At 55.4% G+C, this 21,135-nt stretch carries 21 protein-coding genes; 14 read left to right on the top strand and 7 right to left on the bottom strand.

From position 1 onward, the window contains the following. Window positions 1-148: 148 nt before the first annotated feature. Both MKleb_RS05275 and fadE read right to left on the bottom strand, forming a co-directional pair. Window positions 149-919: an amidohydrolase gene (locus tag MKleb_RS05275; RefSeq protein WP_014837467.1), complete on the bottom strand. Its 771-nt coding sequence runs from the start codon at window positions 917-919 to the stop codon at window positions 149-151. 183 nt (window positions 920-1,102) lie between these two features. Continuing rightward, window positions 1,103-3,547, bottom strand: a complete 2,445-nt coding sequence (fadE, locus tag MKleb_RS05280; protein WP_014837468.1) for an acyl-CoA dehydrogenase FadE — start codon at window positions 3,545-3,547, stop codon at window positions 1,103-1,105. Between the two features lie 238 nt (window positions 3,548-3,785). Here fadE and lpcA point away from each other — a divergent pair, with 238 nt between their 5' ends. Together lpcA and MKleb_RS05290 are read left to right on the top strand one after the other, a co-directional pair. Then, window positions 3,786-4,367, top strand: a complete 582-nt coding sequence (gene lpcA, locus MKleb_RS05285) for a D-sedoheptulose 7-phosphate isomerase (RefSeq protein WP_004099149.1) — start codon at window positions 3,786-3,788, stop codon at window positions 4,365-4,367. Between the two features lie 149 nt (window positions 4,368-4,516). Beyond that, on the top strand, window positions 4,517-5,284 hold the full coding sequence (locus MKleb_RS05290; protein WP_004847917.1) for a class II glutamine amidotransferase: 768 nt from the start codon (window positions 4,517-4,519) through the stop codon (window positions 5,282-5,284). Here MKleb_RS05290 and dpaA read toward each other — a convergent pair. Further along, the gene (dpaA, locus tag MKleb_RS05295) at window positions 5,255-5,995 is read right to left on the bottom strand and encodes a peptidoglycan meso-diaminopimelic acid protein amidase (RefSeq protein WP_004847918.1); all 741 of its coding nucleotides are present in this window, start codon (window positions 5,993-5,995) and stop codon (window positions 5,255-5,257) included. The genes MKleb_RS05290 and dpaA overlap by 30 nt on opposite strands. Window positions 5,996-6,408: 413 nt before the next feature. Between dpaA and MKleb_RS05300 the strand changes: the two genes are divergently transcribed. Genes MKleb_RS05300 through nqrM form a run of 7 tightly spaced genes read left to right on the top strand, consistent with a single transcriptional unit; the run spans window position 6,409 to window position 12,468 of the window. Further along, window positions 6,409-7,752, top strand: coding sequence for a Na(+)-translocating NADH-quinone reductase subunit A (locus MKleb_RS05300; RefSeq protein WP_108703584.1), 1,344 nt, complete (start codon window positions 6,409-6,411; stop codon window positions 7,750-7,752). 3 nt (window positions 7,753-7,755) lie between these two features. Beyond that, window positions 7,756-8,994, top strand: a complete 1,239-nt coding sequence (locus MKleb_RS05305; protein WP_025107269.1) for an NADH:ubiquinone reductase (Na(+)-transporting) subunit B — start codon at window positions 7,756-7,758, stop codon at window positions 8,992-8,994. Further along, window positions 8,987-9,781, top strand: coding sequence for a Na(+)-translocating NADH-quinone reductase subunit C (locus tag MKleb_RS05310; protein ID WP_004847924.1), 795 nt, complete (start codon window positions 8,987-8,989; stop codon window positions 9,779-9,781). Before MKleb_RS05305 ends, MKleb_RS05310 begins: the two co-directional genes overlap by 8 nt. Next, window positions 9,774-10,412, top strand: a complete 639-nt coding sequence (locus tag MKleb_RS05315; protein ID WP_004099162.1) for an NADH:ubiquinone reductase (Na(+)-transporting) subunit D — start codon at window positions 9,774-9,776, stop codon at window positions 10,410-10,412. Before MKleb_RS05310 ends, MKleb_RS05315 begins: the two co-directional genes overlap by 8 nt. A gap of 6 nt (window positions 10,413-10,418) precedes the next feature. Continuing rightward, complete coding sequence (gene nqrE / locus MKleb_RS05320; RefSeq protein WP_025107268.1) at window positions 10,419-11,015, top strand: NADH:ubiquinone reductase (Na(+)-transporting) subunit E; 597 nt, start codon at window positions 10,419-10,421, stop codon at window positions 11,013-11,015. A gap of 11 nt (window positions 11,016-11,026) precedes the next feature. Next, entirely contained in the window at window positions 11,027-12,250 is a 1,224-nt protein-coding gene (gene nqrF, locus MKleb_RS05325) for an NADH:ubiquinone reductase (Na(+)-transporting) subunit F (RefSeq protein ID WP_004847931.1), read from the top strand. Between the two features lie 2 nt (window positions 12,251-12,252). Next, window positions 12,253-12,468, top strand: coding sequence for a (Na+)-NQR maturation NqrM (gene nqrM / locus MKleb_RS05330; RefSeq protein ID WP_004847934.1), 216 nt, complete (start codon window positions 12,253-12,255; stop codon window positions 12,466-12,468). 32 nt (window positions 12,469-12,500) lie between these two features. Here nqrM and MKleb_RS05335 read toward each other — a convergent pair whose 3' ends face one another. Further along, window positions 12,501-13,358: a glycerophosphodiester phosphodiesterase family protein gene (locus MKleb_RS05335; protein WP_025107267.1), complete on the bottom strand. Its 858-nt coding sequence runs from the start codon at window positions 13,356-13,358 to the stop codon at window positions 12,501-12,503. A 159-nt stretch (window positions 13,359-13,517) separates the two neighbouring features. On the opposite strand from MKleb_RS05335, the gene dinB reads away from it, so the two are divergent. Continuing rightward, entirely contained in the window at window positions 13,518-14,573 is a 1,056-nt protein-coding gene (gene dinB, locus MKleb_RS05340) for a DNA polymerase IV (RefSeq protein WP_025107266.1), read from the top strand. Window positions 14,574-14,575: 2 nt separating this feature from the next. Continuing rightward, window positions 14,576-15,040, top strand: a complete 465-nt coding sequence (locus MKleb_RS05345; RefSeq protein WP_025107265.1) for a GNAT family N-acetyltransferase — start codon at window positions 14,576-14,578, stop codon at window positions 15,038-15,040. Window positions 15,041-15,142: 102 nt separating this feature from the next. On the opposite strand, the gene pepD is transcribed toward MKleb_RS05345, so the two are convergent. Next, window positions 15,143-16,600, bottom strand: a complete 1,458-nt coding sequence (gene pepD / locus MKleb_RS05350) for a cytosol nonspecific dipeptidase (protein WP_025107264.1) — start codon at window positions 16,598-16,600, stop codon at window positions 15,143-15,145. Between the two features lie 258 nt (window positions 16,601-16,858). On the opposite strand from pepD, the gene gpt reads away from it, so the two are divergent. The 3 genes from gpt (at window position 16,859) to crl (ending at window position 19,124) form a co-directional block, all read left to right on the top strand. After that, window positions 16,859-17,317: a xanthine phosphoribosyltransferase gene (gene gpt, locus MKleb_RS05355; protein ID WP_004129200.1), complete on the top strand. Its 459-nt coding sequence runs from the start codon at window positions 16,859-16,861 to the stop codon at window positions 17,315-17,317. A gap of 106 nt (window positions 17,318-17,423) precedes the next feature. After that, a complete protein-coding gene (gene frsA / locus MKleb_RS05360) occupies window positions 17,424-18,668 on the top strand; it encodes an esterase FrsA (RefSeq protein WP_004129202.1) in 1,245 nt (414 codons plus the stop codon). Between the two features lie 57 nt (window positions 18,669-18,725). Next, window positions 18,726-19,124, top strand: coding sequence for a sigma factor-binding protein Crl (gene crl / locus MKleb_RS05365; RefSeq protein WP_004847949.1), 399 nt, complete (start codon window positions 18,726-18,728; stop codon window positions 19,122-19,124). An 82-nt stretch (window positions 19,125-19,206) separates the two neighbouring features. On the opposite strand, the gene MKleb_RS05370 is transcribed toward crl, so the two are convergent. Continuing rightward, window positions 19,207-19,713: a serine acetyltransferase gene (locus tag MKleb_RS05370; RefSeq protein ID WP_025107263.1), complete on the bottom strand. Its 507-nt coding sequence runs from the start codon at window positions 19,711-19,713 to the stop codon at window positions 19,207-19,209. 2 nt (window positions 19,714-19,715) lie between these two features. Continuing rightward, window positions 19,716-21,134, bottom strand: coding sequence for a DUF4832 domain-containing protein (locus tag MKleb_RS05375; RefSeq protein ID WP_025107262.1), 1,419 nt, complete (start codon window positions 21,132-21,134; stop codon window positions 19,716-19,718). Window position 21,135 lies beyond the last annotated feature (1 nt).

Here is a 21,135-nt window from a genome sequence, read left to right on the forward strand (position 1 = left end):
AACGTTTGCCCGCGAGCCTGGCGTTAACAGCATTCATATTCTCGTTCCGCGCTGCGGGCGTTTACCTGCAGGGCTTTGGGGCGAGCGGGCGGGATAGCGCTGGTTTGAGGCATAAAAAGGGAGCCTGGGCTCCCCTGCCAGTCTGGCTTTAGCTGAGCGTGAAGGGATCAGCGTCCTGCCAGGCCGGAAACTTCTCGCGATACTCTTTTAGCGACGTCAGCGAAAGCTCAGCATCCAGGCGAGTCGCCTGATGCGGTTCGGCCGTCGCGATAATCTCACCCTGCGGCGTGATTATCCGACTATCGCCCCGGTAATGGTGTCCGTTGCCATCGGTGCCGACGCGATTGCATCCGGCAACATAAGCCTGATTTTCGATAGCTCTGGCGACCAGCAGCGACTGCCAGTGCATTGAGCGCGGGGCGGGCCAGTTGGCAACATACAGCGCTAAATCGTAGTCGTTATGGTTGCGTGACCACACGGGGAAGCGCAGGTCGTAGCATACCAGCGGCAGAATTCTCCAGCCGCGCCAGGCAAAAATGACCCGCTCGTTACCCGCTGCGTAATGATGATGTTCATCCGCCATGCGAAACAGGTGGCGTTTGTCATAGAAATGGATTTTACCGCCGGGCTCAACCAGCAAGAAGCGGTTAACCGGACCACGGTCCGTTTGCAGCGCGGCGCTACCGGCAATCAGCGCGTTGGTTTGGTCGGCTTTAGCCTCCATCCAGGCTACCACTTCCTCTTGCGACAGCGACTGTTTTGCTGCTTCCATCGCGAAACCGGTGGTGAACATTTCGGGTAAAACAATGAGGTCACGCCCGGTAATCCCTTCCAGTTGACGATCGAAATGGCGCAGGTTGGCGGGACCGTCCATCCACACCAGCGGTTGTTGTAAAAGGGTAATTTTCAGTCCGGGCACGGTGGTGAACTCCAGTATGATGAGAGGAATTATAATGACTTTAACACCATATCAGCCGATGGACGGCTCAGGGAATATTTTGTAAAAGAATGACAGCCCTGGAAATACCTTCCGCTGAATTGTCAGAAAAAAGAGAGGCGGGGAAGTCCCCGCCTCGATCGTGATGGGTTTATTTTTTTGTTTTTAAGCCGCTTCGATCTTGCGCACTTTCTCCGGCAGCTTTACCGGGCGGGTCGCCAGTTCATCCGGGGCGAAATCGTCGACGTTAATGCTGCGCAGTCGGCTGGTTTCCGCACGGACCAGGATGTCCGCCTCGTCCTGATTGATTAACCCTTTTGCCAGCGCGTTGCGGGCCAGTTCATCAAGACGCGTAAACGACAGATTCTTGCCCAGCTCTTTGCACAGGCGCTGGTGGATAGGGTCTGCTGCCATAACATCAAGCAGCGCTTCTTCCAGCAGGCCAACCGGATTATGCTCGCTCGGCGTCAGATACTGACCGCGGCCGATACGCGAACGCGTCGCGCTCGGAACCTGCAGGATTTTCGCTACCTTATGATCCAGCTTGTCTGAAGGCGCCAGGTAATGACGTCCGGTCGGGAAGATTGCCACGCGAAGCGCCCCAGCGACCAGACGATTCGGGAAGTTCACCAACAGATCGTCAATCGCCTGCTCGGCCTGATACAGCGCATCCTGCACCCCCCAGTGAACCAGCGGTAAGTCCGCTTCGTTACGCCCCTCATCGTCATAGCGTTTCAGGACCGCCGACGCCAGGTAGAGCTGGCTCAGCACATCTCCCAGACGCGCAGAAATTCTTTCACGACGCTTCAGACTACCGCCCAGTACCGCCATTGAGACATCGGACAGCAGAGCCAGGTTGGCGCTCAGTCGGTTCATATGTTGATAGTAGCGACGAGTGGCATCGCGGGTCGGCGAGCTGCTGGTGAGACCGCGGGTCAGGCCCAGCCAGAAACTGCGTACCTTATTGCTGCCCACGTGCCCGATGTGTTTAAACAGCAGCTTATCGAAAGCGTTAACGTCGTTATTCTGCGCGGCCGCCATTTCATCCAGCACGTACGGATGGCAACGAATCGCACCCTGGCCGAAGATCATCATGCTGCGGGTCAGGATATTCGCCCCTTCAACGGTGATGGCGATCGGCGCGCCCTGATAGGCCCGCGCCAGGAAGTTTCCGGTGCCGAGCATAATGCCCTTACCGCCGGTAATATCCATTGCGTCAATAATGGAACGCTGACCACGGTGAGTACAGTGATACTTCACAATTGCCGACAGTACCGCTGGTTTTTCGCCAAGCATAATGCCGTAGGTAATCAGCGAGGCGGCGGCATCCATTACGTAGGCGTTGCCTGCGATACGCGCCAGCGGTTCTTCGATCCCTTCCATTTTACCGATAGAGATTTTGAACTGGCGGCGAATGTGCGCGTAGGCGCCGGTAGCCATGGCGACGGATTTCAGGCCGCCGGTAGCGTTTGACGGCAGGGTGATGCCGCGTCCCACGGATAAACACTCAACCAGCATCCGCCAGCCCTGGCCGGCCATCGACGGGCCGCCAATAATGTAATCGATAGGAACGAAAATATCTTTCCCCTGGGTCGGGCCGTTCTGGAACGGAACGTTCAGCGGGAAATGGCGACGCCCGATTTCAACGCCGGGGGTGCTGGTGGGGATGAGCGCGCAGGTGATGCCCAGCTCCTCTTCTCCACCCAGCAGGCGGTCTGGATCGGAGAGTTTAAACGCCAGCCCCAGTACGGTGGCGATAGGCGCAAGGGTGATATAGCGTTTGTTCCAGGTCAGGCGCATACCCAGCACCTGCTGGCCCTGCCATTCGCCCATGCAGACGACGCCGGTATCCGGAATGGCGCCGGCATCTGAACCCGCTTCCGGGCTGGTCAGCGCGAAGCACGGGATCTCCTGGCCGCGAGCCAGGCGCGGCAAATAGTGGTTTTTCTGTTCTTCTGTACCGTAATGCTGCAGCAGCTCGCCCGGGCCTAATGAGTTCGGCACGCCGACGGTAATCGCCAGGATCCCGGAGACGCCCGATAGCTTTTGCAGGACGCGAGCCTGCGCGTAGGCGGAGAATTCCAGCCCGCCGTACTCTTTCTTAATGATCATCGCGAAGAAGCGATGCTCTTTCAGATAGGCCCACAGCTCCGGCGGCAGATCGGCCATCTCGTGGGTAATTTCGAAGTCGTTCGCCATACGGCAGGCTTCTTCGACCGGGCCGTCAATAAAGGCTTGTTCTTCAGCGGTGAGGCGCGGCTGCGGATAGTTGTGCAGTTTCTGCCAGTCGGGGTTGCCGCGGAACAGATCGCCTTCCCACCAGGTTGTGCCAGCGTCAATCGCTTCTTTCTCGGTGCGCGACATCGGCGGCATGACCTTACGGAAAGCGCGGAACGCCGGGACTGAAATCATGGATTTACGCATCGGCGCAAGGTTAAACGGCAGTAAAACGATCGCCAGCGGAATCAGCAGCCAGATATTCCACAGCCCCGCAGCGCCGAGTGCGGCGGTCCAGACAAGCAAAATCGCGCTGCTCAGCAGCAGATTGATTCGGTGATAGAAGAGCGCACCGAGTAAAACAACGGTTGCAACAATACTCAAAATCATCATAGAGAAATGCTCCCTGTCTTGTAGGAGGTCTGACCACTTGTGATGATATGGTTGTAGTGGATGTAATTTGTTTTAGCAATGTGTTTACAAAATAATTACAACCTTGCTCACATTGTTGTACGGAAATGCGGCACATAAAATCAAAAGCACAGGGGATTGCATTGCGTGCTGCTTCTCGCTGCGTCGGCTATCCGGTAAACTGCCTAGGTTATCCCACAAATACTGAAGGATTATCCTCATGTACCAGGATCTTATTCGTAACGAACTGAATGAAGCCGCTGAAACGTTGGCTAACTTTCTGCAGGACGAAGCCAACATTCACGCGATTCAGCGTGCTGCGGTGCTGCTGGCGGATAGCTTTAAAGCTGGCGGCAAAGTCCTTTCCTGCGGTAACGGCGGTTCGCACTGCGATGCGATGCATTTTGCGGAAGAACTGACCGGGCGCTATCGTGAAAATCGCCCCGGCTATCCGGCCATTGCGATTTCCGACGTGAGCCATCTCTCTTGCGTCAGCAATGATTTCGGCTATGAATATGTTTTCTCTCGCTATGTAGAATCAGTGGGTCGTGCAGGCGACGTATTACTGGGGATCTCTACTTCCGGTAATTCAGGTAATGTTATCAAAGCGATTGAAGCCGCCCGCGCCCAGGGGATGAAAGTGATTACTCTGACCGGGAAAGATGGCGGTAAAATGGCGGGGTCAGCGGATGTAGAAATTCGCGTACCGCATTTTGGCTACGCCGACCGTATTCAGGAAATCCATATTAAAGTGATTCATATCCTGATTATGCTGATCGAAAAAGAGATGGTTAAAGCTTAAAAGGCTATTTTGTTAGCCATTTTGAACCCGGGCAGTGCTCAAGATCCTCACGTACATGAAGTACGCTCCGGTTTCTGCGCGCTGGCCGTGTCCAAACTGGCTGCACCAATAACGCCTTTTATGTTTCAGTAAGTGGTATGAGGTGATCTATGTGCGAATTGCTCGGGATGAGCGCGAATGTGCCCACAGATATTTGCTTCAGTTTCACCGGGCTGGTGCAGCGCGGTGGCGGAACCGGGCCACATAAAGACGGCTGGGGCATTACGTTTTATGAAGGTAAGGGCTGTCGCACATTTAAAGATCCGCAGCCTAGCTTCCAGTCGCCCATAGCAAAGCTGGTGCAGGAATATCCTATCAAGTCCTGCTCGGTCATCGCCCATATTCGCCAGGCCAACCGAGGTATCGTTGCGCTGGAAAACACTCACCCCTTTACCCGGGAGCTATGGGGGCGCAACTGGACCTACGCCCATAACGGTCAGCTGGAGGGGTATGAGAGCCTCGAGACGGGAAGTCTGCATCCTATCGGGGAGACCGACAGCGAAAAGGCCTTCTGCTGGCTGCTGCACAGCATCACCGAGCGCTATCCGGAAATGCCGGGCGATATGGTTGAGGTATTCAGATTTATCGCCACGCTTGCCGGAGCGCTGCGTGAAAAAGGCGTGTTTAACATGCTGCTCTCCGATGGGCGCTACGTGATGGCGTTTTGCTCGACGAATTTATACTGGATTACGCGAAGGGCGCCGTTTGGCGTAGCGACGCTGCTGGATCAGGACGTAGAAATTGACTTTCAACGCGAGACCACACCGAATGATGTGGTCTCCGTTATCGCCACTCAGCCGCTTACCGGCAACGAAACCTGGAATAAAATTATGCCAGGCGAGTGGGCGTTATTTTGCCTCGGGGACCGAGTAGTTTGACGCGAGCTGCGGCTGCACAACTTCGTGGCTGAGCGGTTTGCTCACCACGTAGCGGCCATTGGCTACCGAAACCACTGGCGGCTTATGCGTCTGCCGGAAGTAGTCGTACCCGGGTTTCAGCTGCTGCCAGAAATCCGCGAAGTAGGAAAATTTGTGACGCGCCATGTTGGCGTCGGTCATGCGGAAAGGATAAATGCTCACCTGAACGTTGGGCTGGCCGAAGACTAACGCGCCGGTGACGAACTGGAAGATTTCATCAATGCCGGTATCGGTCATGGCGTAACAGCCAACGGATACGCAGGCACCGTGAATCATCAGATACTTTCCTTCATAGCCATGCGCGCGATCGTAGGCGTTCGGGAAACCGATATTGATCGCTTTGTAGAAACGGCTGTCGGGTTTTAGCTGATTGCGGGAAACGTTATAGAAACCTTCGGGGCTCTTGAAATCGCCCTGGCGCTGCTTTGGACCGAGCCCGCCGGAGTAGTTACAGATCCGGTAGCTGTCGAGAAGCTGCCAGGTTTCGCCCATCTTGACGTAAAGATCGAGCATGCGCTCTTCTTTGAAGATCTCAATGTAGACCGGCGAACCCATGAGCTGCTGCTTATACTCTTTGCTCATCGGCGTTGTCGAGCTGTTACTGCTAAGTAGCCCTGCGAATGAAACGCACGGCAACAGAAGCATCGCAATAAATAATGCGATTTTGCGCATACTACTTGTTCCTTGATAAAACAAATAACCACATTGCCAGGACGGCAAGAGAGACCCGAAATCAGAGTTTTCTGGTTTTAGAGCGCTCACATTAGCATCACGGCATTTTTTCGCAAGCACGACGTGCCACGTTTACGTTTTAGTTTTCCGTTATAGCGAATATTCAGGTAAAGCGCAGTCAGAACTTTGCGTAATAGCTCGCATTTTAGAACGACTTAATGGCAGTTTGTCTACAGGCGCTGCTCACGAAATGTTACACTTGCTCCGCTAAATACTCAGGGTAAGAAAGGATGCTTCTCTCCCGTCTTGTGAATCACCAGGACTACGATGTTCCTTTCTTCCTCTTATTTTCCATTAATTATGCTGGCCTCGGCCTGATGCCGGGGTTTACGTAACGGATACCTGCTAACGATATGATTAAAATCACGAAAGGGCTGAATTTGCCCATAGCTGGCATGCCATCACAGCAGATTTCTTCGAAGACTGCGGTCAAGCGCGTTGCGCTGTTGGGTGAAGAGTACATCGGTATGCGCCCCTCAATGGCGGTGCGTGAAGGCGACCGGGTACAAAAAGGTCAGCTTCTGTTCGAAGATAAAAGAAATCCTGGCGTGCGATTTACTGCCCCTGCGAGTGGAACCATCAGCGCCATTCATCGCGGCGAACGGCGGGTTCTGCAATCGGTCGTTATTGACGTAGATGGCGATGATGCTGTTCACTTTCCCCGCTATGAATTAGCCGATCTTGCCGCGTTGACGCGCGAGGCCGTGCAGCAGCAGCTGGTGGAGTCGGGGATGTGGACGGCGTTTCGCACCCGCCCTTTCAGCAAAATACCTGCGCCGGGCAGCGTTCCAGCGGCCATATTTGTCACTGCCATAGATACGAATCCACTGGCGGCAGACCCTCAGCCAATCATTCTGGCCCAGCGCGAGGCTTTTGACGCGGGCTTAACCCTGTTGACGCGGTTGACCGACGGTAAGGTCCACGTCTGCCAGGCCAGCGGTGGCAAGCTTGGCGGGCATCCCGTGGGCCAGGTGACCTTCAACCAGTTTGCCGGGCCGCATCCGGCCGGGCTGGTCGGGACCCACATCCATTTTCTCGAGCCGGTTAGCCTGAAAAAGCAGGTCTGGCATCTTAACTATCAGGACGTTATCGCCGTTGGCAAATTGTTCCTTGAAGGGGTGTTGTCTAGCGAACGCATTGTTGCGCTCGGCGGCCCGCAGGTGAAAGAGCCTCGTCTATTAAAGACCTGCTCTGGCGCCAGCCTTGATGAACTGCTGGCAGATGAACTTCTGGATGATGAAAACCGCGTTATTTCTGGTTCAGTCCTCAGCGGAACGCATGCTCAAGGGCCCCATGCTTTTCTTGGCCGCTTTCATTTACAGATAAGCGTCGTAAAAGAGGGGCGTGAGAAAGAGCTGTTCGGCTGGGTAATGCCCGGGAAAGATAAATTTTCCATCACCCGCACCACGCTCGGCCATTTTATGAAGCGTAAGTTATTTAATTTCTCGACGGATACCAACGGCGGCGAGCGGGCTATGGTGCCGATTGGCAACTATGAGCGAGTGATGCCGCTGGATATTCTGCCCACCATGCTGCTGCGTGATTTGCTGGCGGGGGATACCGACAGCGCGCAGGCGCTGGGCTGTCTGGAACTGGATGAAGAAGACCTGGCGCTTTGCACCTACGTATGTCCCGGCAAGTACGAATATGGCCCGGCATTGCGCAGCGTGTTAACCCAGATAGAGCAGGAAGGATAAGTGATGGGCTTAAAGCAACTGTTTGACAAAATTGAGCCGCACTTTACGCACGGCGGCAAGCTGGAAAAATACTATCCGCTGTTTGAAGCGACGGCGACGCTGTTCTACACCCCCGGGCAGGTCACGCGCGGCGCGGCGCACGTCAGAGACGCCATCGATCTCAAGCGGATGATGATTCTGGTGTGGTTCGCCGTTTTCCCGGCGATGTTCTGGGGAATGTATAACGTTGGCCTGCAGACCATTCCTGCACTGCATAAATTATACGGCGCTGAGCAGCTGCAGCAGGTTATCGCCGGGAACTGGCACTACAGCATCGCGCAGTGGTTGGGGGTGAACTTCACCGCTGACGCCGGTTGGCTCAGTATGATGACCCTGGGGGCGGTATTTTTCCTGCCTATCTACATCACCGTGTTTCTTGTCGGCGGGTTCTGGGAAGTCTTGTTTGCTATCGTGCGCAAGCACGAAATAAACGAAGGCTTCTTCGTGACGTCAATTCTGTTCGCGCTGATTGTGCCGCCATCGCTGCCGCTATGGCAGGCCGCGTGCGGGATCACCTTCGGCGTCGTCATGGCCAAGGAGATTTTTGGCGGAACCGGGCGTAACTTTCTCAACCCGGCCCTGGCGGGGCGCGCGTTTTTATTCTTTGCCTGGCCGGCGCAAATTTCCGGCGACCTGGTGTGGACTGCGGCGGATGGTTTCTCCGGCGCGACGCCGTTATCCCAGTGGGCAAGCGGCGGCGGTGAATCGCTGGTTAACGTCTCTACCGGTCAGCCGGTAAGCTGGATGGACGCCTTCCTCGGCAATATCCCGGGGTCGATTGGCGAAGTCTCGACGCTGATGATTCTCATCGGCGGCGCCATCATCATTTTTGGTCGCGTGGCCTCGTGGCGCATTGTCGCAGGGGTTTTCATCGGCATGGTGGCCACCGCGACGCTGTTTAACTTTATAGGCTCTGATACCAACCCGATGTTTGCCATGCCGTGGTACTGGCATCTGGTGCTCGGCGGTTTTGCCTTCGGCATGATGTTTATGGCGACGGACCCGGTGTCCGCGTCGTTTACGGATAAAGGTAAATGGAGCTACGGCCTGCTGATCGGCGTGATGTGCGTCCTGATCCGCGTGGTCAACCCGGCCTATCCGGAAGGGATGATGCTGGCGATCCTCTTCGCCAACCTCTTCGCGCCGCTGTTTGATTACCTGGTGGTGCGGGCCAATATTAAGCGGAGGAAATCGCGTGGCTGAGAATAAAAGTAACGATAGCATCGGCAAAACGCTGCTGGTGGTGCTGGTGCTTTGTCTGGTCTGCTCAATTGTGGTCGCCGGTTCTGCCGTGGGGCTAAAATCGCGCCAGCAGGAGCAGCGCGCTCTCGATAAACAGCGCAATATCCTGGCGGTTGCCGGTCTGATGAAGCAGGGAATGAGCGCAGATGAAGTGGCTGACATTTTTAAGGCCCATATCTCTCCGCGTTTAGTCGATTTAGCCAGCGGTGAGCTGCTGGATAAAGATCCGGGCAAGTTTAATCAGGCCCAGGCCCTGAAAGACCCTCAGCAGAGCCTACAGCTGGAGGCGAGTCAGGATCCTGCCGGTATCAAACGCCGCAGTAATATTGCCGAAATTTACCTGGTGCGCGATGAAAAGCAGCAGATTCAGGAAGTGGTACTGCCTATTTACGGTAATGGCCTGTGGTCGGTGATGTACGCTTTTGTGGCGCTGGAAACCGATGGCCGCACGGTCAAAGGGATCACCTATTACGATCACGGTGAAACGCCGGGGCTGGGCGGGGAAATTGAAAACCCCAACTGGCGCCAGCAGTTCGTCGGTAAACAGGTGCTTGATGATAAAGGGATGCCTGCGCTGAGAATCGTCAAAGGCGGCGCGCGTCCTGGCGACCTGCACGCCGTTGATGGCCTGTCGGGCGCAACGCTGACGTCAAACGGCGTGCAGCATAGCTTTGATTTCTGGATGGGCAAACTGGGCTTTGGCCCATTCCTGCAAAAGGTGCGAGAAGGGGAGCTGAATAATGGCTGATTTGGGCGACATGAAAGAAATGAAGCGCGTGCTGGTGGGGCCGCTTATCGCTAATAACCCTATCACTCTGCAGGTACTGGGCGTCTGCTCCGCGCTGGCGGTGACCACCAAGCTGGAGACCGCTTTTGTAATGACCATTGCGGTGACGCTGGTTACGGCATTCTCCAGCATGTTTATCTCCATGATTCGCCACCACATTCCGAATAGCGTGCGCATCATTGTGCAGATGGCGATTATCGCTTCGTTGGTTATCGTCGTCGATCAGGTGCTACGCGCGTTTGCCTATGAGATCTCGAAACAGCTTTCGGTTTTCGTCGGTTTGATCATCACTAACTGTATCGTGATGGGGCGCGCCGAAGCCTATGCCATGAAGTCGCCGCCGTTGGCGAGCTTTATGGACGGTATTGGCAACGGTCTGGGATACGGGGCGATCCTAATCATCGTCGGTTTCCTGAGAGAGCTGATCGGCAGTGGTAAGCTATTCGGTATTACCGTGCTGGAAACGGTGCAGAACGGCGGCTGGTACCAGCCAAATGGTCTGTTTCTTCTGGCGCCCAGTGCGTTCTTCATTATCGGTTTGTTGATTTGGGCGGTGCGCAGCTGGAAGCCTGAACAGCAGGAAAAGGAGTAACCGATTATGGCTCATTATATTAGCCTGTTTGTTCGCGCCGTGTTTGTTGAAAATATGGCGCTGGCCTTCTTTCTTGGGATGTGTACTTTCCTCGCGGTATCGAAAAAGGTCTCGACCGCTTTCGGACTCGGCGTGGCGGTAACGGTCGTACTTGGGCTGGCGATGCCGATCAATAATCTGGTGTATAACCTGGTGCTGCGCGACGGTGCGCTGGTTGAAGGCGTCGACTTAAGCTTTCTGAACTTTATCACCTTTATTGGCGTGATTGCCGCGCTGGTGCAAATCCTGGAGATGATCCTCGATAAGTACTTCCCGACGCTCTATAACGCGCTGGGGATCTTCCTGCCGCTGATCGCCGTCAACTGTGCGATCTTTGGCGGCGTCTCCTTCATGGTGCAGCGTGACTATAACTTCACCGAATCTATCGTTTACGGCTTTGGCTCCGGCATCGGCTGGCTGCTGGCAATTGTGGCGATGGCGGGCATTCGTGAAAAAATGAAATACGCAAACGTGCCTGCGGGTCTGCGCGGGTTAGGGATCACCTTTATTACCACGGGTCTGATGGCGCTGGGCTTTATGTCATTCTCCGGTGTGCAGCTATAAGGGCGGAAAGTATGGAAATAATTCTTGGCGTAGTGATGTTCACGCTGATCGTCCTGGTTCTATCGGGGCTGATACTGGCCGCGCGTTCGAAATTAGTGAATGCGGGCGACGTGGTCATTGAAATCAATAACGAAGCGGATAAACAAATTCGTACTCCGGCCGGCGACAAGCTGCTGAATACGCTCTCCAGCAACGGTATCTTTGTTTCATCCGCCTGCGGCGGCGGCGGTTCCTGCGGCCAGTGCCGGGTGACGGTGAAAGAGGGCGGCGGTGATATTCTGCCTACCGAACTGTCTCATATCACCAAGCGTGAGGCGAGAGAGGGCTGCCGTCTGGCCTGCCAGGTCGCGGTGAAGCAGAACATGAAAATTGAGCTGCCGGAGGAGATTTTTGGCGTTAAGAAGTGGGAGTGTGAAGTTATCTCGAACGATAACAAAGCCACTTTTATCAAGGAGCTGAAGCTGCGCGTGCCGGACGGTGACGCGGTTCCGTTCCGGGCCGGCGGGTATATTCAGATCGAATGCCCCTCGCACAAGGTTGCCTATGCCGATTTTGACGTTCCGGACGAGTATCGCGGCGACTGGGATAAATTTAACCTTTTCCGCTACGTCTCTGACGTGAAAGAGCCAACGCTACGCGCCTACTCCATGGCTAACTATCCGGAAGAGAAGGGTATCATCATGCTCAACGTGCGTATCGCAACGCCGCCGCCGCAGGTACCTGATGCGCCTCCGGGGATCATGTCCTCCTATATCTGGTCGCTGAAGCCGGGCGATAAAGTGACGATTTCCGGGCCGTTTGGGGAGTTTTTTGCCAAAGAAACGGATGCTGAGATGGTCTTTATCGGCGGCGGAGCGGGGATGGCGCCGATGCGCTCGCATATTTTCGACCAGCTTAAGCGACTGCACAGCAAACGTAAAATCAGCTTCTGGTACGGTGCGCGATCTCTGCGAGAAATGTTCTATGATGACGAATTCGAGCAGCTGGCGCGGGAAAACCCGAATTTTACCTTCCACGTGGCGCTCTCCGATCCGCAGCCGGAAGATAACTGGACCGGCCATACCGGCTTTATTCATAACGTTCTGTATGAAAACTATCTGCGCGATCACCCGGCGCCGGAAGATTGTGAATTCTACATGTGCGGGCCGCCGGTGATGAACGCCGCGGTCATTAAAATGCTTAAAGATCTCGGCGTTGAGGATGAAAACATCATGCTGGACGATTTTGGAGGCTGATGATGCTGACGGTATTTGTCGCGACCTTCGTGATTTTCGCGCTGGTTATCCTGGGAATGTCGCTTGGTTATCTGATCAAGCGCAAAAGTATTCAGGGCAGCTGCGGCGGGATCTCATCGCTGGGTATGGAAAAGGTCTGCGACTGTCCTGAGCCCTGCGATGCGCGCAAAAAACGCCTGGCTCGCGAAGCGCAGCGCAAGCAGGATCGCATCCTATAATCAGCAGGCCGCACCGTGCGGCCTTTTTTGATTTACCAGGTTTTCGCTTTCGCCGGCGAGTCTACCATCACGCCGTCGGCGCCCAGCTCGCTTGCGGTACGAAAATCATCGGCACTATTAATGCCGAAGAAGACAATATGGGCTTTGCCCTGTGAGCGGAAACAGTCCATAGCTTCTTTATCCCAGGTGAGCGTGGCTGGCGATACGCCTTCGCCCAGCGTGAACTTCTCCACTATTTCTACCTTGCGTTTCAGCTCCAGACCGTACCAGTATTCATTGCCCGACGCCGCAGTTGGCTGGCACTGGTGGCTAAGCGAAATATTAGCCAGCTTCGTTCGCGTTTCGCCCCGGCTGACGAAATGGGGGATAGATGCTGGCAGCGCCGCGATATAGCGGTCTTCCGTTGAATACACCCGTACGCGCGAGAGGCTATTGGTCTTTTGCAGTACTTCGCTAAGACGCGCCGCCATGATGGCCGGATCTGCATCAGGTGATTTGATATCGATGTAAAAGAAGGTCTGCGGCCACTGTTCCAGTACCGATTGCAGCGTTGGAATGGTTGCGTTTTTACCGCGCCAGGGGTGAGTTTCACCGCCCCATGTCCATCCCGCGTCCATACGGGTCAGCTCGGCAGCGCTGAAGCTTGAGATTTTCCCCGTATGGTCAGTCAGCGCGGACAGATCGCTCGGGCGATATAAGACCGGAACGCCATCCTGGCTTAATTGTACCGTTATCCAAATCGCCTCGGCCTTATTCTCCAGCGCAAGTTTTATCGCCGGAAGGGTATTTTCCGGCGCATCGCCGGTGCCTCCCCGATGGGCAATGAGCTGCGGCGCGGCGCAGGCGCTGCTGGCAATAAGCAAACCAAGCGCAGTAAGTATTGATTTCATGATTGCATTCACCTTATATACTCATATAACTATATGAAAAGTAACTTATATTTATTGCATTTTTATGTTGTAGCACGTTTTTCAGGATAGTGGATTTAAAAAGATTAAATTTCGCCGTATTTTGCTATGCTGTATGCATGTACAGTCTAAGGTTTGGCTATGCGTAAAATCATCCACGTTGATATGGACTGCTTCTTCGCGGCGGTGGAAATGCGTGACAACCCGGCACTGCGCGACATCCCTATTGCCATTGGCGGCAGTCGGGTGCAGCGCGGTGTTATCAGTACGGCTAACTATCCGGCGCGTAAATTCGGCGTGCGCAGCGCCATGCCAACCGCCACCGCGCTCAAACTTTGCCCCCACCTGACGCTGCTTCCCGGCCGCTTTGACGCCTATAAAGAGGCGTCGAACCATATCCGGGAGATTTTTTCCCGCTATACCTCGTTAATCGAACCATTATCGCTGGACGAAGCCTATCTCGACGTTAGCGACAGCGTTCATTGTCAGGGGTCGGCGACGCTGATGGCGCAGGAGATCCGCGAGACCATCCATCGTGAGCTAAATTTGACCGCCTCCGCAGGAATTGCGCCGGTAAAATTTCTCGCAAAAATCGCCTCGGATCTGAATAAACCCAACGGTCAGTTTGTTATTGCGCCGCATCAGGTCGCGGAGTTTGTCAAAACGTTGCCGCTATCGAAGATCCCTGGCGTCGGCAAGGTTTCCGCCGCGAAGCTCGAGAGCATGGGGCTGAGGACCTGTGAAGATGTGCAGAACAGCGATCTGGCGATGCTGCTCAAGCGCTTTGGTAAATTTGGGCGGATACTGTGGGAACGCAGCCAGGGGATTGATGAACGAGAAATCAGCAGCGAGCGCCAGCGAAAATCGGTGGGCGTTGAACGAACCCTGATAGAAGATATCCACGAATGGGCGGAGTGTGAATCGATTATTGAGAACCTCTACCCGGAGCTGGAACGGCGACTGGCGAAGGTTAAACCGGATTTGCTGATTGCCCGTCAGGGGGTCAAGCTGAAGTTTAATGATTTTCAGCTCACCACCCAGGAACATGTCTGGCCCCGGCTGAATAAAGATGATTTGATTTCTACCGCGCATAAAGCCTGGCACGAGCGGCGCGGAGGTCGGGGAGTAAGGCTGGTGGGGCTGCACGTGACGCTGCTTGATCCGCAGCTGGAGCGGCAACTCGTTTTGGGATTGTAACGATGTTAACGATAAGAATGTACGAAGAGCGGGATTTTCCGGCGCTATGCGCACTATTTTTACGCGCCGTTAAAGAGACCGCCAGCGCCGACTATTCCCCCCGGCAAATTGCCGCCTGGGCGCAGGTTGATGAAGCCCGCTGGCGGCAAAAACTCGCGGCGTCACGCGTACTGGTGGCAATAAATGATGCCTCGCCGGTCGGGTTTATTACCGCCGTGGATGACTATATCGATTTACTATTTGTCTCTCCCGACTATAGCCGCCAGGGCGTCGCCAGCGCGCTGCTCAATACGCTATTGAGGCAGCTTCCTGAGCGCGTTTATACGGTAGAGGCCAGTATTACGGCAAAGCCCTTTTTTGCGCGTCACGGCTTCACCGTTATGCAGCCACAGGAAGTGACGGCGCGGGGTGAACAATTTCTTAATTATTTGATGCGGCGGCAAATCGACCCCACATACAGCGCGTGACAGGTATGCCCGGATGCGGTTACCACAATCGGCACGGCGTGCTTTCGCTCGGTCATTTTATAAAGAAAAGGCCCACTCTCTGCGGAGTGGGCCTGTGTTGTCTTACTTCGCCGGAATGGATTTCAGCAGTTCAGTCAACAGCGTCCAGTACTGGCCCACGCTTTCGATATGAACCTGCTCATCCGGGGAGTGAGGACCGGTGATGGTTGGCCCGATAGAAACCATGTCCATATCCGGATACGGTTTTTTGAACAGCCCGCACTCCAGGCCCGCGTGGATAATCTGGATGTTCGGCGTCTTGTTGAACAGACGCTGATAGGTTTCACGCACCAGATGCATCACCGGCGAGTTGGCGTCCGGCTGCCAGCCCGGGTAGGCGCCTTTCGCTTCGGTTTTCGCACCGGCCAGCTTGCCCAGCGAATCCAGCATGCTCACGACATAATCTTTGCCGCTGTCGATCAGCGAGCGAATCAGGCAGTGAATCTGCACGTTGTCGCCGGTCATGGTCACCACGCCGACGTTCAGCGAGGTTTCCACCACGCCTTTTGCCACATCAGAGTTGCGGATGACGCCGTTTGGCGTGGCGTTCAGCAGACGCACAAAGGTATCACGAGATTGGGCCGTCAGCGCAGGCTGCTCGTTAGCAACCGACTCCAGCAGCACAGTCAGGTTTTTCTCTTTGGCCGCCAGCTCGTTTTTCAGGATCGCCTGGTACTCATTAGCCAGCGCTTTCAGCGCGTCCGCTTTATCCGCGGCCACGGCGACTGTCGCGAACGCTTCACGCGGGATCGCGTTGCGCAGGGTGCCGCCGTTGAAATCGACCAGGCGCAGATCCAGCTCTTCAGCATGGCCTGCGAGGAAGCGTGCCAGCAGCTTGTTGGCATTACCTAAACCAACGTGGATCTCGCCGCCGGAGTGGCCGCCTTTGAGTCCTTTAAGGGTCAGCTTAAAGCTCTGGAAACCGGCCGGAACGGCTTCGCGGGTCAGCGCCAGGTCAGAGGTGAAGTCGATACCCCCCGCACAGCCCATGTAAATCTCACCTTCTTCTTCGGAGTCGGTGTTGATCAGGATATCCGCCTGCAGCCAGTTGGCCTGCAGGCCAAACGCGCCGTCCATACCGGCTTCTTCCGTCATGGTCAGCAGCACTTCCAGCGGGCCGTGAACCACGTTGTCGTCAGCCAGTACCGCCAGCGCGGAAGCCATGCCGATACCGTTGTCGGCGCCCAGGGTGGTGCCGCGCGCTTTGACCCACTCGCCGTCGATGTACGGCTGAATCGGGTCCTTAGCGAAGTCATGAACGGTATCGTTGTTTTTCTGCGGCACCATATCGAGGTGCGCCTGCAGCACAACCGGTTTGCGGTTTTCCATACCGGCAGTCGCGCCTTTACGAATCAGAATGTTGCCAACCTGGTCGCGTTCCGCGTGTAAGCCTTTTTCTTTTGCCCAGCCCATGATGTGCTCAGCGAGCTGTTCTTCGTGATAGGAGGGGTGAGGAATAGAGCAGATTTTGGCAAAAATATCCCACAGCGGCTGCGGGGATAATTGAGACAGTTCAGACACGATAAGTCTCCTTACAATCACCTGCAAAAGTCGTTTGCAGATCGAGGGGTTAGCAATCAAATACACTACAAGCCCGGGCTTGCGCGATGGGGTTGAGAATACCACTTTCCGTGTACTCTGGTAGTGTAAACCACGTAAAAAGAGTCGTCGTGGCCGCTTAACGCTGGTTTTTAGCGCGTCAGATCTCTATAATCTCGCGCAACCATTTTCCCCCTCGAACATTATTTAAGCCGTATTACACAGGCTGGGACACTTCACATGAGCGAAAAATACGTCGTCACCTGGGACATGTTGCAGATTCACGCCCGCAAGCTGGCAACTCGCCTGCTGCCGGTTGAACAGTGGAAAGGCATTATTGCCGTTAGCCGCGGCGGTCTGGTACCGGGAGCACTACTGGCGCGTGAACTGGGTATTCGTCATGTTGATACCGTTTGCATCTCAAGCTATGACCACGATAATCAGCGTGAACTGACCGTGCTGAAACGTGCTGAAGGCGATGGCGAAGGCTTTATCGTGATCGATGACCTCGTCGACACCGGCGGTACCGCCGTAGCCATCCGCGAAATGTATCCGAAAGCACATTTTGTCACTATCTTCGCAAAACCGGCCGGTCGCCCGCTGGTTGATGATTATGTTGTTGATATTCCCCAGGATACCTGGATTGAACAGCCGTGGGATATGGGCGTGGTGTTCGTACCGCCTATCGCAGGTCGTTAATTTCCAGCATAAATGCTAATTACCACGCCCGGTTTTGCCGGGCGTGGTTTTTTTTACCCTTGCGCAGGTTACAATAGCTTCAGTGGCAACATGATGGAGGCTGCACATGTCCCAGGCTAACCTTAGCGAAACGCTGTTTAAACCCCGATTCAAACATCCGGAAACCTCTACGCTGGTGCGTCGGTTTAATACCGGAGCGCAGCAACCGATCCAGTCTGCGCTCAGCGGTAATCACGTTGATCACTGGTATCGATTGATTAACCGCCTGATGTGGATCTGGCGTGGCGTGACGCCGCAGGAAATCCTCGACGTGCAGGCGCGCATCGTCATGAGCGATGCCGAGCGAACCGACCCGGAGCTTTACGATACGGTCGTTGGCTATCGCGGCGGCAACTGGATCTTTGAATGGGCCAAACAGGCGATGGACTGGCAGCAGAAGGCCGGTCAGGAAGAGAATCTGCTCGTGAGCGGTCGTCACTGGCTCCATGCGGCAAACCTTTACAGCATTGCCGCCTATCCGCACATCAAGGGCGATGAGCTGGCGGAACAGGCGCAGGTGCTGGCATACCGGGCTTATGAAGAAGCCGCTCAGCGCTTGCCCGGCAAGCTGCGAGAGCTGGAGTTCTCTATCCCCGGCGCCGCGCCGATCACCGGTTTCCTGCATATGCCGCCAGGCGATGGGCCGTTCCCGACGGTACTGATGTGCGGCGGGCTTGACGCGCTACAGACCGATTATTACAACCTGTATGAAAACTATTTTGCGCCGTTGGGTATCGCTATGCTGACCGTGGATATGCCTTCCATCGGTTTCTCCTCAAAATGCAAGCTGACCCAGGATACCAGTCTGCTGCACCAGTATGTGCTGCAGCATCTGGCTAATGTGCCCTGGGTCGATCATACCCGCGTGGCCGCTTTTGGTTTCCGTTTCGGCGCGAATATCGCCGTGCGGCTGGGCTATCTTGAGTCCCAGCGCCTGAAGGCGGTGGCCTGCCTGGGGCCGGTGGTACACGGCCTGCTGGTGGACCCGCTGCATCAGGGGCGGGTGCCGGAGATGTATCTTGACGTTCTGGCTTCGCGGCTGGGGATGCATGACGCTTCCGACGACGCGCTGCGCGTTGAGCTTAACCGCTATTCCCTGAAGGTTCAGGGGCTGCTGGGACGCCGCTGCCCCACGCCGATGCTCTCAGGCTTCTGGAAAGACGATCCGTTCAGCCCGGAGGAGGAGTCGCGGCTGATTACTTCATCATCATCCGACGGCAAGCTGCTGGAGATCCCGTTCAATCCGGTCTATCGCAATTTCGATCACGCGCTGCGGCAGATCGCCCGCTGGATTAGCCATAGATTTAGTTAATATATTGCTAAATTCTATCGATTTGGTAACGTCATGGCATCACTAAAGGAGATCGCAATGACGTTACCGAGTGGACACCTGAAGAGTAAGCTGATTAAGAAATTCACGGCGCTTGGCCCTTACATCCGTGAGGAGCAATGTGAAGACAACCGCTTCTTTTTCGATTGCCTGGCTGTTTGCGTCAACGTAAAACCAGCGCCTGAAAAACGCGAGTTCTGGGGATGGTGGATGGAGATGGAAGCGCAGGAATCGCGCTTCACCTATAGCTATCAGTTTGGATTGTTCGACAAAGAGGGCGTCTGGCGTCCGGTCGCGATTGACGATCCTGAAGTCACTGAAAAGCTTGAAAAGACGCTACGTGGTTTTCACGAACGAGCCGAAGCGTTACTGGCGACGTTCAGTCTTAAGCTGGAGCCCGCCGATGATTTTAGCGAACCGGTTAAGCTGAGAGCCTGAGTTCCGGTCGGCGGCTGTCATCCTGCTCGCAATAAAACCCGCGTTTCGACCAGCGCGGGTTTCCTTCCCAGGCAAACCCGCGCTAAATACCGTTTAATATCCGACAGGGTTGACCGACGGCAATCATTCCTGCGGCCAGATCTTTGGTCACCACCGTGCCTGCCCCAACCTTGACGTTGTCGCCCAGCGTGACCGCGCCAATCACTACGGCGTGGGCGCCAAATTCGACGTTATCGCCGATGCGCGGGCTGTCGCCCTCACGACCCTGACTGTCGGTCACGCTGCCAATCGTGACGCCCTGGCGCAGGGTGCAGTTCTGGCCGATGACCGTTCCCCGATTAATCACGATGCAGTGCGGATGATACAGCTTCAGCCCATAGCCAATGCGCGCTCGCCACGGCAGCTCAATGCAAAATAAACACTCGTTAATCACGATATTGAGAATAACGAAGGGGATCCCGCAGATCTTCCACAGAGGGTTACGGCTGCGATAGAGCGTCGCCAGACGATAAAGCAGAACCGCGATTTTCGCTTTTATGCCGCCGCAGGATTTGATTTCCCGGGCGACCAGCCTGATAGCCTCAAACATGGTTATTCCTTAAGGTTAAACGAAGCCAGTGAATACCATCCATCACCGGTTTTACCTTCGTTAGCGAGTTGAATACGCGGCTGGCCCTGATAATTGGTCAGGGCCGCTTCCAGGCGATATTGGCCGCCCGGGAGTCCGGCAGGCAGCGGCAGCGTAGCGCTGCTGTGATGATCGCCGGGCAGCCACTGGCGAACGTCATCCGCCGTTTTGATTTGCGTAACGGTCGTTCCGGCGTCATTGACTATCCGCCATTGCACAAGGTACGGGAGATAGGCTGGCGCGACGCCGTCGTTACGCCAGGTGACGTTTAGCGTAAGCGGCATGCCGCTGCGTACGGGCGTATCCCATTCCATCTGACCCACCCGGTAGCGGTAGCCGATTCGCAATAACGCGCTATCAACGATATCGCGATACGCTGCCGGCACCGGACGCGATTTCAGATTCAGGGTACTGGCGTGCTGCGCTAATGCCCAGTCGAAGCTTGCCTGGACCTCTTCGCGGGTATAGTGCTGCACGCTTTCCCACTCCGCCATATAACCGCAAATTTCCAGGCTAACGGGGGCGTGCTGCCAGCTATCATTAAACCCGGACCACGCCGTCTGCGCCGCGGCCAGGCGTTGAGGATAGTCATCGCGCATATGGCTCCACTCTGCGGAAAAGTTATGCCAGTCTCCCCAGCAATCCGCGCGCCACCCCGCGCCTTTTTGGCTGGCCCAGGCCAGCGAATTACCGCCGCTGATTAACATGATTTTGGGCGTTTTCGGGAAACTGCTGAAGTGCATATCAACGTAGCGATTGAGCTGCTCCGGAGCGTACTTTTCCAGCAACGGCGCAACGTCAGGGAAATTGGAGTTGTGCCATTCCCCCCACGAACCCACCATGCCGATATCGACAAACCCGAGGTTCGGATTGCCGTCATAACGCGCGCCGAGGGCGTTAAGCAGCTTTTGCGCATAGGCGATAAAGGTCGGATCGCTGAGGTCCGGCACAAAGGTTTTGCCATTTTCGACCCATTGTCCCTGAATGCCTTTTTTGATAAGCCAGGCGGGGATTTTCGAGCCCGATTGCGGTTCATCGAGCGCCATGAAACGCAATCCGACGTTCATCGCCGGCTGATGCCGGGCGGCGACGCTGAAAGCACGATCGATCGGCGCAAAATCATAGACGCCTTCTTCAGGCTCCAGATCGCTCCAGTAAAAGCGATCGTATTCAAACCCGGTGTCCGGATACTCTTTCAGAGAGGGTTTCTGACCATAACCATCGTGGAAACTGGCCACGCCGATCCCTGGGTTCGTCAACAGACCGGTAAAGGCCGGCGGGGTGATAACCGTGCGTTCAGCCAGCACTGCCGCTGAGGGTATGACTCCGGCCAGCAGTAGCGCCACAAGCAGCGCGGCGCGGCGCAGCGAAAAAGAGCTCATC

This window comes from Klebsiella sp. PL-2018 (assembly GCF_019048985.1).
GTDB classification, from domain to species: Bacteria; Pseudomonadota; Gammaproteobacteria; order Enterobacterales; family Enterobacteriaceae; genus Klebsiella; species Klebsiella michiganensis.